The 16,609-nt window shown below is 55.5% G+C and carries 7 protein-coding genes; 6 read left to right on the forward strand and 1 reads right to left on the reverse strand.

Annotated elements, in window-relative coordinates; translation table 11 throughout:
• The first annotated feature begins 104 nt into the window (after positions 1 to 104).
• From ACR0LI_RS01325 to ACR0LI_RS01340, 4 genes are read left to right on the forward strand one after another with little or no spacing between them, the layout of a single operon-like run.
• Positions 105 to 2,411, forward strand: a complete 2,307-nt coding sequence (locus ACR0LI_RS01325; RefSeq protein ID WP_480717880.1) for a UvrD-helicase domain-containing protein — start codon at positions 105 to 107, stop codon at positions 2,409 to 2,411.
• A 26-nt stretch (positions 2,412 to 2,437) separates the two neighbouring features.
• Positions 2,438 to 5,596 (forward strand): helicase-related protein, encoded by a 3,159-nt coding sequence (locus ACR0LI_RS01330; RefSeq protein ID WP_480717881.1) that lies wholly within the window; start codon positions 2,438 to 2,440, stop codon positions 5,594 to 5,596.
• Complete coding sequence (drmB, locus tag ACR0LI_RS01335) at positions 5,593 to 7,413, forward strand: DrmB family protein (protein WP_480717882.1); 1,821 nt, start codon at positions 5,593 to 5,595, stop codon at positions 7,411 to 7,413. Before ACR0LI_RS01330 ends, drmB begins: the two co-directional genes overlap by 4 nt.
• A 2-nt stretch (positions 7,414 to 7,415) precedes the next feature.
• Positions 7,416 to 9,095 (forward strand): nuclease-related domain-containing DEAD/DEAH box helicase, encoded by a 1,680-nt coding sequence (locus ACR0LI_RS01340; protein ID WP_480717883.1) that lies wholly within the window; start codon positions 7,416 to 7,418, stop codon positions 9,093 to 9,095.
• A gap of 195 nt (positions 9,096 to 9,290) precedes the next feature.
• Here the strand turns inward: ACR0LI_RS01340 and ACR0LI_RS01345 are convergent, their stop codons facing one another.
• On the reverse strand, positions 9,291 to 9,932 hold the full coding sequence (locus tag ACR0LI_RS01345) for an alpha/beta family hydrolase (protein WP_480717884.1): 642 nt from the start codon (positions 9,930 to 9,932) through the stop codon (positions 9,291 to 9,293).
• A 312-nt stretch (positions 9,933 to 10,244) separates the two neighbouring features.
• Between ACR0LI_RS01345 and ACR0LI_RS01350 the strand changes: the two genes are divergently transcribed.
• Together ACR0LI_RS01350 and ACR0LI_RS01355 are read left to right on the forward strand one after the other, a co-directional pair.
• Positions 10,245 to 15,359 carry a RecQ family ATP-dependent DNA helicase gene (locus ACR0LI_RS01350; protein WP_480717885.1) on the forward strand — a complete coding sequence of 1,705 codons (5,115 nt, stop codon included), beginning with the start codon at positions 10,245 to 10,247 and terminating at the stop codon, positions 15,357 to 15,359.
• A gap of 604 nt (positions 15,360 to 15,963) precedes the next feature.
• Positions 15,964 to 16,404, forward strand: a complete 441-nt coding sequence (locus tag ACR0LI_RS01355; RefSeq protein WP_480717886.1) for a ParB N-terminal domain-containing protein — start codon at positions 15,964 to 15,966, stop codon at positions 16,402 to 16,404.
• The last annotated feature ends 205 nt before the right edge of the window (positions 16,405 to 16,609 follow it).

A 16,609-nucleotide genomic window follows, 5' to 3' on the forward strand; every position in this document is an offset into this window, starting at 1 on the left:
GTCAACGCCAATTTAGCAGAAAGCCCATTTAGAACGTGAACACGGTCTCCCAGGAGTTTCCAGATTTGGTTGTGTCGGCAGAGCTCGGGCCGACGGCCAGACGTATGATTGCCGACCTTTTACGCAGCATTGTTTATGCCCGGAAAGGCATCAGCCGGATCGCTGCTGTGGAGTGGGTGTCTCAGTTGATGAGCGATGGTCCCTCCTCGGAAGCAATGTCCACAGTTGAGAGCGTGATCGATACATTGTGCGGCGTTCATGACATCGGCTTTGGGACAGTTCGTGGTGAAGCTGTCCTGGTATCGTTGCCCGAGCGGCGCATATCTCTGCCGGATGGCCGTACTATCACACTCGGGAGCTATGGTATCGGCGCCGGCAAGGACCCTGATCTTCTTTTCCCGGTCGTAAAAGAGGGCGGAACAGAAACCCTGATCGACCTGCTGCGGGAGTTAGGCCATAGCGACTTGCAGGGTGTCACCGAGTTGCTTCCATCGGAAGGCCGGTGGGCGAAACCGGACCCTATGCCTGAGACTTTGAAGCTCGCGCTTCAACTGTGCGGTTCCTTCGACCCTGTGACGCAGGAGTGGTCGCTGAGCGAGCCGAATGCCAGGTTCCTGAACGAATGGTTCGGGATAGCGTTGTTGCCTGAGGATGCCGAAGGCACTCGGCCACACGATCCCAGCCAGGACAGAGTGATCAAAGCACCAGGCCACGCTCGCCTCGTAGTCGAGGCAGGACCGGGGTCGGGGAAAACCCATGTTGCGTGTGAACGCGTAATTGCGCTTGTACAGGAGGAAGACCTTTCTCCCTCACGTATCCTACTTCTGAGTTTCACGCGCATGGCGGTGGCAGAACTCAGAGAGCGGGTTTTGGTGCGGCTCGCTCAGGAGCCGAATGTAACCGCCGTTCAAATACGGACCTTCGACTCCTTCGCCTCACGTCTTCTTTCTGTCACAGGCGCCACGGGCGGGGCTACCTACGATGCCAACATAAGAGCCGCGGCCCAGCTGCTGCGTTCCGGTGATCCGCTGGTTGCAGATGCAATCGGCCAGCTTGAACACGTCATTATCGATGAGGCTCAGGACCTCGTGGGTGATAGAAAGGCGCTTTGCGATGCGCTGGTCGAACTGCTGCATCCGGAATGCGGTGTCACGATTCTTGGTGATTTTGCTCAGGCAATCTATGGCTACCAAGGCCGCGACAGGACTGAGTCCACTTTCCTATCGGAGAAGGCAGATACAAATGCGTTCGAGACCTGTCGTCTGGAGCATGATCACCGGACCAGTAACAGCTCCCTGAAGCAGCTCTTTTCAGACGCTCGGGAGACCCTGCGGAATGACCCTCGAGGTTCTCGTGATACGTACTTCGAGGTGCGCCGGAGAATACAGAACGCGGCTCTCGAGGCAGATGTAAAGAGCTTCACCACCCATCCGTCCACGACAAGCGGCCTGATCCTTACGCGGAGCCGCAACGCGCTCTTTACAGCGGCAGAGGCCCTGCGAGTGGAAGGCCGACAGTTTCGTATGCGCCTTCCCGACCGCCCTATTCGGATCGCGCCTTGGATCGGTGTGACACTTGGCGGACTTTCGGGGTCCGAGAGACTGTCAAAAGATGCATTTGAGTTCCTACACAGTGCCGTTCATCCAGCAATTGACCAAGATTATGAGTCATGTTGGGAAATCCTTCTGGAGCTTGACGGAAGCGGTCGAGATAGCATCCTGATTGGCCATGTCGCGGAAGCGCTTGAGGATGCACCTCTGGAGCTACTTTGCGACTATGAAGGCAAACGTGGGCCATTGCTTTCAACGATCCACGCGGTAAAGGGTCGTGAAAATCAACGAGTGATGTTGCTTCTGACGCGTGCTCCATACGGCGACACGGTCGATTGGGGAGAGGAGGCGCGTACACTCTACGTCGGCTCGACACGTTCCTCTGCTGAACTGAGGACGTCATGGATCCATCCGGATAAGTATTATTCCACAGGCAAGCCCGAAAGGTACTGGGCGCCTCGCAAGGACAACAGATTGATCGAAATCGGTCTCGAGGGCGACCTAGAAAACTGGCAGGATTTTACTCGAGCAGTGCAGGTAAGTGATGCTCGGCTTGTGATCGAAGCGATCTGGCGGGCGGCGGCGGGCGGGGTTTCTGCTGAGACGTTCCTTGATTCCCAAGGCAGGCTGCTGGTTCGAGCTAAAGAAAACGATGCTGACGCAATTGGTTGCCTGTCTTCCGGTTTTATCGAAGCGCTGCGGTCCGTAAGTCAGACTACTTCGGATAGTCCAATGCCTGAGCGGATTTCTGGTTTTTCTGTTGTAGGAGCAACAACCGTTGTCGTTCCAGACCGCACGGGTAACGCACCATCTATTGGGTTGATGCCCCTTTTAGGCGGCTTTGCACAGGTGCCTCGCTGAAGCGAAAAAGATCTTGGAGAATTCGGATGAACGATGCCCGCGATACAATGCTTGAACGACTGAAAGTGGACCTCATCGGGCCGGAAGCAAACGACGAGGTAATCACCGACAGGCCGACGGACCGATATCTTACCGGCATTCTCTTTGCTCACAGAACAACGATTTCTCCAGAAGAGGATGATGAGGCATCTGATGCCGACGACGCGGACTATGCCGGCACATCACTTGACGGGGTAAAGGCCTCATCAACGTTCAGGCCGAGCTCCATGGGCCTGTCGTTCGCGGTTCAGTCGCTGGGGAATGAGGCTTCATTGCGTGTCCGGGTTGAAGGAGCCCGTTACCGAGCCGAGGAGCCTGCGAACGAGGATGAGGATACCCGCACTCGACGAAGAAAAGACTGGCGACGCGAGCCGCATGTAGCCGAGCTCGTTCTTCCACTCGACAAATTGCAATCTGGAGAAGTGCCGATAATCAGTCTGGCGGAACATGGGCTTTCTGGCGCAAGCCTTCATGTCCGTGCTGCACCCTGGTCAGATGTCCTTTTGGTAACTCTGGCACTGACCAACGATACCAAGCCAGCGCGGGCAAAGAGCCGAGAGGCCAACGAAGAGGCCGCGTTGTTTCAGGTTTCGCTGGCTGTTCAATGTGATCGGGAATGCCGCCTTGTTCCAAAGCCAGATCGTCTGGTGGGAGAAAACCAAGACGACGATGCAAAATCGGCGAGTCTGCTTTACAGGAATGTAAAGCAGTGGGCTGTGGGGCACACGTGTTCCGCAACATGGAATGAGCCGGTCGACGGCACAATCCAGGAGATAAGAACCAGCTGGTTTCCGGAGGCGACGGTTCACGTTGTCAGCGCGGCGGGTGATGTCGAATTCAAAGGGGACAAAGTTCGTGCCGCGCTTAGTGCCCGCTGGCTCGCAACTCAGGACAGAATTGAGCTTTGCGGGTCCCTGAATGCGTTCGTGGATGCATATTCGGCATGGATTGCAAGGACGGCGGGTGGCGTTACCGGGCTTCCAGCGCAACTGGTTGAGCAAGGCGATCTTCACATGAGGCGTTGCCGTGCGGCAGAGGACCGTATGCGAAGAGGTATCTCACTTCTGGCCGAAGCGCCTGATGTTCTCGATGCCTTTCGCTTGGCCAATGCTGCGCTTGCGCTTCAATACTCCTGGAGGGTCGAGCCCGACCCGCCTGAATTGTCATGGAGGCCTTTCCAGCTCGGTTTCGCGCTTCTAAGTTTGGAATCCCTTGCAAATGGCGCTTCGCCAGAGCGCGAGACAATGGACCTCCTCTGGTTCCCGACCGGAGGCGGGAAAACAGAAGCGTATTTGCTTCTCACAGCCTTTACTATATTCCTGCGGCGCCTCAGAGCCGCTGGTGATCCCAGTGGTGCGGGGGTAACCACTTTTATGAGGTACACACTTCGGCTCCTCACAATTCAGCAATTTGAAAGAGCCGCTGCGCTTATTTTGGCCTGCGAATTGATCCGGATCGGCAAGGCCGATGCAGGCATAAGTCAGATACCAAAGCACTTCGAAACTGATGCACCGATTTCTCTCGGTCTCTGGGTCGGAGAAGGGGCTACGCCAAACAGTGTGGCGGATGCCGAGAGAGCCCTTGCGAACAACGGCGACAGCTCTCCCGCACAGTTGCGAACATGTCCTTGCTGTCACAAGCCTATGGAGTGGAAGCTTTCCGCCAATGGTGATCGGGTCGAAGCACGTTGTAATTCGGCGTCTTGCGAATTGGCCCAGTCGATAAGCCCAGTACCTGTCTGGACGGTTGACGAGGACGTGTATCGCGAGCAGCCAACGCTCATCATTGGAACGGTGGATAAATACGCACAGATTACGCGAAATCAGACATCGGGTCGTTTGTTCGGTATCGGAACTCCATCAGACCCGCCGGAACTTATCATTCAGGATGAGTTGCATCTCATCTCAGGGCCCCTTGGAAGTCTCGCGGGCCTCTATGAAACCGCAATCGACGAACTGTGCCGGGGCACTTCAGGCTGTAGGCCAAAAATCATTGGGTCGACTGCAACAATCCGCCGTGCCGAAGCGCAGATCAGAGCGCTGTTTGATCGAAACTCCTTTCAGTTTCCCCCGCCGGGACTCGATCATACCAATTCCGGGTTTGCTGTTGAGGATCGCACTGTTCCGGGCCGCCGGTATGTTGGCATCTCTACGGTCGGACGCTCGGCCAAATTTACTCAGCAGGCGGTTGCTGCTTCGCTTTTGCAGGCGGCGACTGATCAAAGATTGGATGACAAGTCCCGCGACGGCTACTGGACGTTGGTGAACTATTTCAATTCGCTGCGAGAACTCGGAGGTGCTCTGGTTCTGATGCGAGACGACGCGGCACGAAGTATTCATGATTATGCTGCGCGCCATGGGAATGAGCCTGAGCGCGATGCTCAGACGCAAATCGAGTTGACGAGCCGTGTTCGCTCCAGTGAAATTCCTCGCTTCCTGAAAGATCTGGAGCGGCCATGGAATGATACGGATCATATCGATATCGTGTTGGCCAGCAACATGATCTCGGTTGGAATGGACGTCTCGCGTCTTGGCTTGATGTTGGTTAACGGACAACCGAAGACCATCGCAGAGTACATTCAGGCTACGAGCCGCGTTGGTCGCAGCAGCCGTGCCCCCGGCCTTGTGATTACCCTGTTCAACGCCGCAAAGTCTCGAGACCGCAGCCGGTATGAGACTTTCGCCAGCTGGCACCGCAGCCTTTATCGAGACGTCGAAGCAACAAGTGTCACACCCTTCGCCCCGCGCGCTCGAGACAGGGCACTTCATGCTCCGTATGTGGCGCTCGTTCGCCACCTTGTACAAGGGATGACAGACCCAGGAGCTATTGAGCAACATCAGAAAGACGCAGAGGACTTGCTTGATAAAATCATTGATCGGATCGATCGAATCGATCCGTCCGAGGCTGAAGCCGCGCGACGGCAACTAGACACATTCCTGGACGACTGGTTCGACCATCAAGGTCTTAGCGAGTACTGGAGCGACTATAACGATGCGCTGTTAACCTCCGCGGAAGCTGCCGCTGAGCGCGGAAACAGAGCGCGCTTCAGCAAGCAAAAACCGACGCCAAATTCACTTCGGACAGTTGAGGCGTCGACACCATTCGTTCTCCTTAGCGGATCTCAAGACAGAGAGGCAAATCGATGAAACCTATTGGGAAGATTCGACGGAGCCAGGTTCTCTCTGGCAATGGCCCTGGGGCCATAATTGACTTTCGGGGTGAAGACGGAGCGCCAATTTCGGTGGTTGCAGCTGGTCTCGAGTCCTGGGATAAGCTCTCGACCAAACCAGGCTTGCTGAATGATCAGCGTATCAATCACGAGCCACTCCAGGCGCGTCTTCAAGTTCGGGGCTTCCGGTTGCCACCTGTGGGTGAGGAGCGGTTCGGCCAGTCCAAAAGGCCACGGCTTTTGCCAGCGTATCGTTTCCCCGACTGGCATGTATGCCCGAGTTGCAATCTTTTGCAGCGAAGCCGCTTCTGGGGCTCTGAGATCGAAAAGCCTGAACTCTACTGCACAAACTGCAGCACTGGCAGAGGGAGACGGATCAGAAAAGTCTACGCGGTGCCGGTAAGATTTGTCGTTACTTGCCCTGCCGGGCATCTCCAGGATTTTCCCTGGATGTCCTGGCCGAGACATCTGGAAAAGTGCTCAAGAAAGAAACCCTTAAAGCTTGTTGGCGATGGCGCCGGTCTGAAAGGCCTGAAAGTTCACTGTACTGAATGCAAACAGGAAAAAGATCTGGACGGGGCGCTGTCCCCGGGAGCGCTTGGAAAACTGCCCTGTGAAGGCAAGTCGCCATGGCTGAAATCTGAGGCAAAGGGGTGCAGTCATCAGCCCGTCGCAATTCAGCGCGGTGCTTCCAATGCTTATTTTCCGGTCATTGCTTCGGCGTTGGATGTACCTCCTTTCGGCGGTTCATTCCGAGATATGCTTGAAGAATTCTGGGATGATTTGACATCCTTGGACGACCGCAATCAGCTTCCTCTGTATGTGAAGAAGAAGATCCACCCGGTTTGGCCTGATCCACAGGTTACTGCAGACGAACTCGCGGCAAAAATTCTGACTTTGCTCGTTTTGCTGGATGACCAAACCGGCGATCTTCGACCCAACGAGCATATGATGCTCTGTTCGGGGATGGCGGGTGATGAGCACTTCCCCGAGTTTCAAATAAGCCCACAGAGTCTGCCACCCGAGTTGACTGGTTATCTGAGTCACCTCGTGTCAGTCGAACGATTGCGCGAAGTCCGGGTGCTGCGAGGCTTTAGCCGGCTCAATGCTGTGGAGGCCAATGATAACAGTGCCTTTGTTGCCCCGCTTTCTGACACGAAACTGAACTGGCTTCCGGCTATTGAAGTACGTGGAGAAGGAATCTTCATAAACTTTGACGAGGAAGAGGTCTTACGTTGGGAGGCCCGGAAAGATGTTTCTGACCGGGCTAAAGAGGCGCACTCTGCGGCAGAAAGCGCGTGGCGCGAGCACAATGGAGACGATCGCCCGTTCCCTATGACGATCTCGCCACGTTTCCTTTTGGCACACACGACCGCACATGCTCTTGCTGAGCAGCTGTCGCTGGACAGCGGGTATTCTACCGCTTCCATCAGAGAGCGTCTGTACGTTTCGTCTGGCCCTGGTGGAATGTGCGGCTTCCTTCTGTACACGTCGGCGCCGGATTCCGATGGCACACTTGGTGGGTTATCGCGAAAGGGGCGAACAAGTGAGTTGGGACCGCTTTTGGTTTCTGCCTTGCGTGATCTGGAATGGTGCTCCTCTGATCCACTGTGCAGCAGCGGGATCCTGTCTTTATCGGAAGGCTCGGGTTCCGCGGCATGCCATTGCTGCACATTCCTTCCTGAAACTTCCTGCGAGCATTTCAATCGCCACCTTGATCGCGGCATGATTGTCGGCACCCCGGATCAGCCTGGAATCGGATTTTTCAGAAAACTTCTCGACGGGAGTGAGTGATTATGGCCCGCATGTATCCTTCTCAGCTTCCTAAACATGTTATCGAAAATCCAAAACTGTCTTCCGAAATTCGCGTTTACGAGAAGCTTCGCGACCTACTCGCAGGCGATTACAATGTATATTACTCACGCTCATGGCATGAAGCGGACGCCGGCGGTGGCGAGTTTGATGGCGAGGCGGACTTCATCGTTGCGCATCGCGAGAATGGACTTCTTTTTCTTGAAGTTAAGGGTGGCCGCGTAAGCTGTCGCAAGGAAGATGGTCAATGGCTCAGTACTGATCGGGATGGATTCACGTTCAGAATCAAGAATCCGATTTCTCAGGCTCGGAGCAGTAAGCATCACTTTCTCAAGCGAATTAAGAAGCGTCTCGGCAGCCGTTTCCTACGAGTACGTCACGGGGCAATCCTTCCGGGAAGCACTCGACCCTCACGGGCACTTGCTTCTGATGCACCGCTCGAAATCGTGGCCTTTGGTGACGACATAGAGAAACTCGATCGCTGGGTCGTGCGCCGAATGACAGAAGGGGCTGACGCTCGAGAAGAGCCACTTGGCCTCGATGGGTTGAAAGCACTTGAAGAACTGCTGGCCAGCCACTTCGAACTTCATGCTCATATCGGTGGCAGCCTGGCGGACGACGCCAAGGAAATAGAACGCCTAACCGGCGAGCAGGCCTGGATACTTGACTCCCTGACTGACAACAATGAACTGGCGATTTCCGGCGGAGCAGGTAGTGGAAAGACCGTTCTGGCAATTGAAGCCGCCATCAGATTTGCAAAGGACGGACAGCGTACATTGTTGACCTGTTTCAACGCGCCACTGGCAAGCCATCTTCAAAACTCATGCAAAAATCAGGAGAACCTTGTAGTCGCCAGTTTCCACTCGCTATGTCGCAAGTTTGCTGAAGAGGCTTCCATTGAGTTGCCTGCGAACGCTGGGCAGGCATTGTTTGATACACTTCTGCCAGAAGCTTTGATGGAGGCAGTTGGTAGTCGATCTGATCTCGGCTTCGATACAATCATAATTGATGAGGGTCAGGATTTCCGTGACTCTTGGTTAAACTCATTGCGCATGATCTTGAAAGATGCAGGGGAGCAGCGCTTCTATGTGTTTTTCGACGACAATCAGCGTCTTTTCTCGCAGGACGATAACTTCATCTCAGCTTTGCCGCAGTCGGCCATTCCACTTACGCGAAACCTCAGAAACACCCGGCGCATTCATGCACTTATTTCCAAGTGGTACGAGGGTCGGCGGTCAACGGCCATTGGCCCTGAAGGCGAACCGGTAGGCATAATGGAGTGTCGCTCAAGCGACGTCGCATTTTCCAAAGTGAATGAACGAATAGCTCGCTTGTTATCATCCTCCCAGGTTGGTGTCGGACAGATTGCCGTGCTCACGGGAAATTCGGCAGACTTAAGAGCGCCGCCTAGAAGAATTGCTGGCATCGAAACTTGCCCCGCGGATGGCCTGTTGCCTAACCATATAATCTTCGACTCTGTCCGCAGATTCAAAGGTCTCTCCCGACCCTGCGTCTTTGTAATCGGCCTTGAAGAATTGCGAGATCCCGAGTTGATTTATGTCGCTACAAGCCGGGCCAATATTCTGCTTGAGCTGGCAGGGACGTCTGAAGACATCGCTCGAGTAACCATGACTAAGGAAGATGAGGCTCGCAATACGGGTTAGTCTGCCTTTAGACATCCGCAGCGGGTCAGCCGTTCAATTTTTCAGCGCTGGCCTAGAGCGGGCGTTGAAGCCAAGCTTAGCTAATGGCCGTTTTCGAGCGTATGTTCAAAAGATAAGGTCCGTTATGTTAAATTTTGGCTGCATGCTGCAGGAGGCCCGACCGAGCCCTAGGCACCCGGCGCACGTAATTACTTTCTAGTGCGCCAGATCCTTGACCCATTCTGAAACCGCCGCGCCCATCGCGTTGATGTGATCCGTATGGGTAAGGCCGGAGACGCGCTTGCGCGGCTTGAGGTCATGATCGCCGTCTTCAAACCACCTCATCCGGATGGCCGGGGAGAGTTCGTACTGGCTGACTTCATCCCTTGAGCCGAACTGGTCACGCGTTCCCTGGCAGATCAGCGTTGGGGTCCGGAGGTGTTTCAGATGCTCAGTCCGAAGCTTCTCGGGTGTCCCGATCGGGTGGAATGGATAGCCTAGGCAGAGCAGCCCGGCGATGCGATCCGCTTCAAACTGCTCATCGGCAATCATACTGGCAACCCGCCCACCCATGGACTTCCCGCCTATTATCAACGGGCCTTTGACTTGCAGCGCTTCGATTGCGGCTAAGTACTCCGAGTTCAGTTTTTCGGCGCGCGGCGGAGGTTTCCGGGTGCCTTCAGTTCGGCGGGCAGCCATGTAGGCGAATTCAAAACGAACAACTCTTAGGCCCTGGTCAGCTAGTGCTTCCGCGATTGCGGTCATCGCAGGAGAATCCATTGGTGCGCCGGCGCCATGCGCAAACAGGATGGTTGCCGTTGCTGGATTGGGTCCGATCCTCAAGAGTTCAACTGACATGGGCTAATTCGCTATTCGGTTCGAGGTGCTTTCTCAGTGTTCAGCAACTCCATCAAGAAACCGCTGGAAGCTCGGTACACCCCACCCCATAAACGGCTTTGGGACAACTCTGGTCCAGCGCCGATCCCGCTTGGACAGTGAGGTCACACGTCAGCGAAACTTCTGCCTAGTTTGACTGCCTGTAGCTCCCATACCCCAGGTTGACCCTTATGCGAGGTCATTCCCTAGACTATCAGCACTGGTTTGCGTCATAATATCACCAAAAAAAGAAGTACCCTCAAAGGGTTGACGCAAGACAGCTGGAAAACCGGAATGAACACGGCCGCGGACATAAGGCAATCCGATATTCTTGATCGATGTGTCTCCATCGATCTCGAAGTCGATCCTGAGAAGGCGAAGATCTTCGCCTTCGCGGCTGTCGTGCGCGACCCAGATAGCCCTAGCCTAGTCGTGAAGGGTCACGTCGAAACGGGACTACCGCGGCTCGATGATTTCTGTAGAGGCTTCGGTCACGTCATCGGGCACAACATTCTTCGCCATGACTTGCCACATCTCGCAGCCGCCTCAACCAGGTTTGTGAAGTTGGCTGAGGCTCCAATCGACACGTTGTGGCTCAACCCATTGGCCTTTCCACGCAATCCTTATCACCACCTGGTCAAACATTACCAAGATGGTCGCCTGCAAACAGGGCACATCAATGATCCTGAGTTCGATGCACGTCTGGTGTTCGAGGTCTTGGAAAACCAAATCAGCGAGTTTCGCCGGCTTAACGATCGGGCGCCAGATGCCCTGATTGCCTACCACTATTTGTGTTGTCGCACGCCAAACAGCGGCGGCTTTGATCAGTTGTACTCAGAAATCCGCGGGGGCGCGGTCCCGACACAGAGCGAAGCTGAGAATGCAATTCGTCGTTTGCTAGAGGGTGCGGCGTGTTCTGTGATGGTTGAGCAAACGTTGGCCCGTCTCGACGACACAAGTCTTTGTTGGCCTATGGCCTACGCACTGTCTTGGATTTCCGTGGCTGGCGGAGATTCTGTCATGCCGCCCTGGGTTCGCATGCAGTTCCGCGAAGCATCGCATATTGTGAAGGCCCTCAGGGATACCAACTGTGGTAATCCCGATTGCGAGTACTGCCGCGCCCACAACGACCCTAAACAGGCTCTAAAGCGATGGTTTGGATTCGAAGACTTCCGTCCCGAGCCCATAGATGAGTTCGGACGTCCCTTACAGGAACGTATCGTGGAGAGCGCGATGCAAGGCGAAAGCCTTCTAGGCATTCTCCCAACGGGAACCGGCAAATCGATCTGCTATCAAATCCCCGCACTCTCGCGTTTTGACAAGACGGGTGCGTTGACTGTCGTGATATCTCCGCTCGTCGCGCTCATGGCGGACCAGGTTCAGGGGTTAGCTCGAGCGGGTATCTCGTCAGCAGTCACGATAAACGGATTGCTTTCACTTCCCGAGCGGCAGGACGCATTGGACAAGGTGCGTATGGGAGACGCCGCCATTCTACTTATTTCGCCCGAACAACTGCGCAGCATGTCGGTGCGGTCTGTGCTTGCGCAACGTGAAGTCGGGTTATGGGTTTTGGACGAAGCGCACTGCGTCTCGAAATGGGGCCACGACTTTCGACCTGACTATCGATATGTTGGGCGTTTCATCAAAGAGCGATCCGATGACGAGATCGCCCCCATCCTTTGTCTCACCGCCACAGCAAAACCCGATGTCGTTCAGGACATCCGAGGACACTTCAACGAGCGCCTCGGACTTGAACTGACCTTACTTGATGGCGGTGCGTCTCGCTCGAACTTAAGCTTCGAGGTTCTCCCGACCCAACGATCTACCAAGTTGGCTGACATCCTGGATCGCATAGAGGAATACCTCCCTGCATCCGGGGCCTCTGGCGCTGTCGTCTATTGCGCGACTCGAAGCGCCACGGAACGCGTGGCCGAATTTCTGAAGCAACAGGGTCTGGCAGCCGAGCGCTATCACGCAGGTCTATCAGCAGACGACAAGCGAGAAATCCAGGAAGCGTTTCGCGTCGGCGAGCTTCGCATCATCGCGGCAACCAACGCGTTCGGGATGGGCATCGACAAGCCTGATATTCGTCTTGTTGTGCACGGAGACGTGCCCGGTTCATTGGAGAACTACCTACAAGAAGCGGGTCGAGCGGGTCGGGACCGTGCGCCTGCCCGTTGCACACTCTTATTCAGCAGTGAGGATGTAGATCGCCAGTTTAGCCTGAGTGCCCGCTCACGATTGGCGCGCCATGAAATAGGCGCGATCCTCAAAGCCGTTCGGAGGCTTGACGGAAAAACACGCAAGAACGGCGAGGTCGTCGCGACTTCGGGTGAAATCGTCAAAGAAGAGAAAGACCACGATTTCCAGCGCGACAGTGCCACTGACGATACGCGTGTCAAAACAGCCGTGGCTTGGCTCGAAGAGTCAAAGCTCCTTCGGCGCGAGGAGAACCGCGTTCAGGTGTTCCCAGCCTCATTGCTGGTAAAGGACATTGATCAGGCCAAGTCTATTCTTGATCGCGCAGACGTCACCGAAACGCGAAGGCGACAGCTTCTCAAGATTGTCCAGCACATCATCAACGCACCCCCAGAGGAGGGGATTTCGACAGACGACCTAAGTGGCGCAAGTGGGCTCACAGGACCAGCCTTGCGTAGAGCACTCACCGATCTGGAAGCGCTGGGCATCGCCAATGACGACACTAACATTACGATTTTTGTGCATGTCGGTGTGGAGAACGCGTCGCAGGCTCGGTTGGAAGCGGCTGCAAAGCTTGAGGCTGGATTAGTCTCTATTCTGAGGGAAGAGGCTCCCGATGCTGATGATGGAGAGCCAACGCCGTTCAATCTCGCAGCAACGAGCCAAGTACTCAGAGAAGCCGGCCACGACACTGTGCGCCCAGACATTGTGGAGGGTCTTTTACGTGGAATGGCGCAAGACGGCCGGGACATGGAAGGAGGCCGGGGGAATCTGCACGTTAGAAAGGCCTCGCGCGGAAGCCTGTTTGTTCGGCTGCAGCGCTCTTGGTCCATTGTCGACAAGACCGCTGAAATCCGCCGCCTAGGCGCCGAGCGACTTCTCTCTCATTTAATCGGGAAAGTCCCGAAAGGCGTCAGGGGTAAGGACATCTCGGTCGAAACGACTTTGGGTGGTTTGTTGGCCGCGATAAATGGCGACGCCATTCTTCGAGAAGCCGTCAGCGACCCGAATAAACTCATGGATCGTGCGCTTCTCTGGCTGCATGAACAGGAAGTCGTAACGCTCGGCAAAGGTCTTTCGGTCTTTCGACCAGCAATAACTCTTCACCTTGACCCCAAGGGAGGGAACTTCACGGTGCAAAACTTTGCGCCGCTTGAAGAGCACTACACAGAGCAGACCATCCAAACTCATGTCATGGCGGCCTATGCCGAGAAAGGCCTCGAAAGCATCGACGACGCCGAGAGGCTGGCGGAAGATTACTTTGTTTTGGAGCGCGACGCATTCATGCGTCGATGGATGCCTGGCCGCGGCACGGAGTTTCGCAGGCAAGCAACGGGTGAGACTTGGACCAATATCGTCGACTCGTTGGGCAACAGCACCCAGGAGCACATCGTCCGCGACGATCGCGAGCAGACCAATGTTCTTGTTCTGGCCGGCCCGGGCTCTGGCAAGACCCGCGTTCTGGTGCATCGCATTGCCTATCTGGTGAAAATCAAACGAGAAGATCCCAGAGGCATTTTGGTCCTTGCCTACAATCGGCATGCCGCCGCTGAGATCCGCGAGCGTCTACGTATCTTGATTGGAGATGAGGCCCGGTTTGTGACTGTCTCGACCATTCACTCCCTAGCGATGCGTCTCGTGGGAGCGAGCTTTGCGGGCACCGCTGCCGCCGAGAGTCCAGATTTTGACAACCTGCTGATGGATGCCGTTCGACTTCTGCGCGGCGACGGTATGGACAAGATCGCGGCCGAGTCATTGCGGGATACCCTGATACAGAGCTATCGCTGGCTTCTTGTTGACGAATACCAGGACGTCGGCCCGGAAGAATACGCTCTGATTTCGGCAGTTGCTGGCCGGAGTCTTGATGATCCGGACCTTCGAATCAGTCTCTTCGCGGTTGGAGACGATGATCAGAATATCTATTCGTTTGCAGGCGCCTCTATCCGTCATATCCGTCAGTTCGAGGAAGACTATTCTGCAAAACCAGTCTTTCTGATCGATAACTATCGCTCAACAAACAACATCATTTCCGCGGCTAATGCGGTAATCGAACATGCCGCAGACAGGATGAAGACAGGCCACGACATCACGGTCGACCCGGCGAGGCGAAGCGATCCGCGAGGCGGAGAAATGGCCGGGCTTGATCCGGTTGCCCAAGGAAGAGTTCAAATTCTGGAATGCGCTCACGGCAACGACGCACAAGCGATGGCAGCGATCGACGAGCTTGTTCGCTTGTCACGGTTGATTCCCGATTGGTCCTGGTCAAAGGCGGCCGTCATCTCACGAGACTGGAAGAAACTCGCGCCTGTCCGGGACTTTGCTGAGGCGCTGCACATTCCTGTCGAGGTCGCGAATGAACAGCTGCCCGGCCTCTGGCGCATGCGCGAAATGCAAGCGTTTGTCGAAGCGCTCCGTCAGGACCACAGCCGGGTAGTCTCGATATCCGATCTGACGGACATTCTAAACTCGATCCCGAGCTCGCGCTGGACCAATCGCATCGGAGAGGGCTTGGGCTTACTCGCCCGCGAGATCAACGATCGCAGCATGCCTGCTGCTGATGTCATAGAATGGCTTGCCGAGTGGTCCAGAGAGTCATGGGGCGAGCAGCGAGGGTTAAAGCTCCTCACGGCACATCGAGCAAAGGGGCTCGAGTTCGATGATGTCGTCATCCTCGATGGAGGTTGGGAACGCCCTTCGCGGAACGAGGATCAGGATGCCCCCAGGCGTTTGTTCTATGTAGCTATGACACGCGCGCGTCGAAATCTCATCGTGATGAGCAACGACAACCATGAATACCTTCCAACGCGATCACCTGCGATTGTCAGCCGGTCTGTAACGCCCGACCTTTCGGCCTTCCCAGGTCCGAGGCGATACTTCCAATCTGCTGAAACAGGAATTGTTGATCTGTCGTTCGCAGGTCGCTTGGGCCAAAGAAATGAAGCGCTAGATGCCATTTCCGATGCGAAAGTTGGCGACCCGGTTTCTTTGGATCTTCGCGAACACCCATACACAATTCGCGACGCAGAAGGTCGAAGCATTGGGCGTATGGCAAAGAGTTTCTCGGCTCCGCCCAATACGAGGTTTCTGCGCGGGGAAATCGCTGCGATCGTTCGCAGACGGAAAGAAGACAGCGACGAAACATATCATCACACACTAAGGCGAGATGCCTGGGAAGTTGTGGTCCCGGAGTTGGTATTTGAGACGCAATAAAACCGCACAACGGGACGAAACCTGACTTCGGATTCAGGACAAGCGCAGTCTGCGCTTGCCGCGATGTGCGCAAGTGACAATCACGCCGCTATCGCCGACGCCCAGAGATGCATCGAGGGTGCGCTCAAGTTGAGCATACCTCATGCCTCGTACTCCTCATCCCCGATCATGCATTTTTGAGCAGCCGGTTTTCCAGGGTCAGGTCGGCAACCCGTGAAAGCGGAGTGGCCGCGAGTCGGGATGGCCAGACTTCATCCACAAGCCGGCGTCCACGGGGCCTCCGGCCGGTGCAAATAGCTCTGAAATGCAGATTCTGTATAAGCGATTTATATAGTACCAAAACTTTTTGTTGACCGCTGCTCCGAAACCGGCGCAGAAGGATGCCCGCAGATTGCCTCAAGCGCAAACCTGCACAAAGACGTAACGTGGATTGCCTGTGGCTTTCGCACGGATCGGTACTAAAGCCGACAACTCCGAAGGCATTCCCCGGGTTTGCCTGCACATCAACTGAAACAACGGCGTGTCGCGGCGCTTGATCGCCGCAACTTGAGTTTCGAAGTCCCCGGAATGGTCCGGGGACAGTTGGTGTGAAAGGAGCAAAGCCATGAACGCCGCCACCCCGGGAACCGAGATTCCCAATCTGAGGGATGAAACCCTCGAAAAGATCGTCTGGTATGATCCGGAGGAGCTCGACTTCTATGCGCTAAATGAGCGCGATCACAGCGATGCTGAGATCGACAGCTTTCAGCGGACGATCCGTGACTACAACGGCGCGCAGCCTGTTGTCGTAGATGATGACGGCAACATCATTGCAGGTCGTGGACGTGTCGAGGCTGGGTATCTGCTCGGTGTCGATGACGTTCCGGCGCTGCCAATATCCGCGCTGACCGCCGACGATGTCCACCACTATCTCGATACTGTAATCCGCTTCGGCAAATACGTTGGCTGGACTCGCGAAATGCTGGAGATCGACCTGCAGCACTTACTCAATATCGATGTTCTAATCAGAGCCGCAGCTGACGATACCGCGTCGAGACTCAACTGAGACCGCAACCGGAAATGCTGGGCCTCATTGGCCCGGCCCAAACAAGCGAAGTGATCGGCGGGGGGCCTGCCGATCTTGTGCCGGAGCGATCCGGCCCTTTGCAAGGATCTGATGATCCGGCCTCTCCCAGAAACAGCGCAGACCGGCTCCCGAGTTGGGGGTGGTCCCTGTCACGGCGAGCCGGCTGCGCACATCATGAAAGGCC

The organism is Ruegeria sp. CL7, assembly GCF_056536445.1.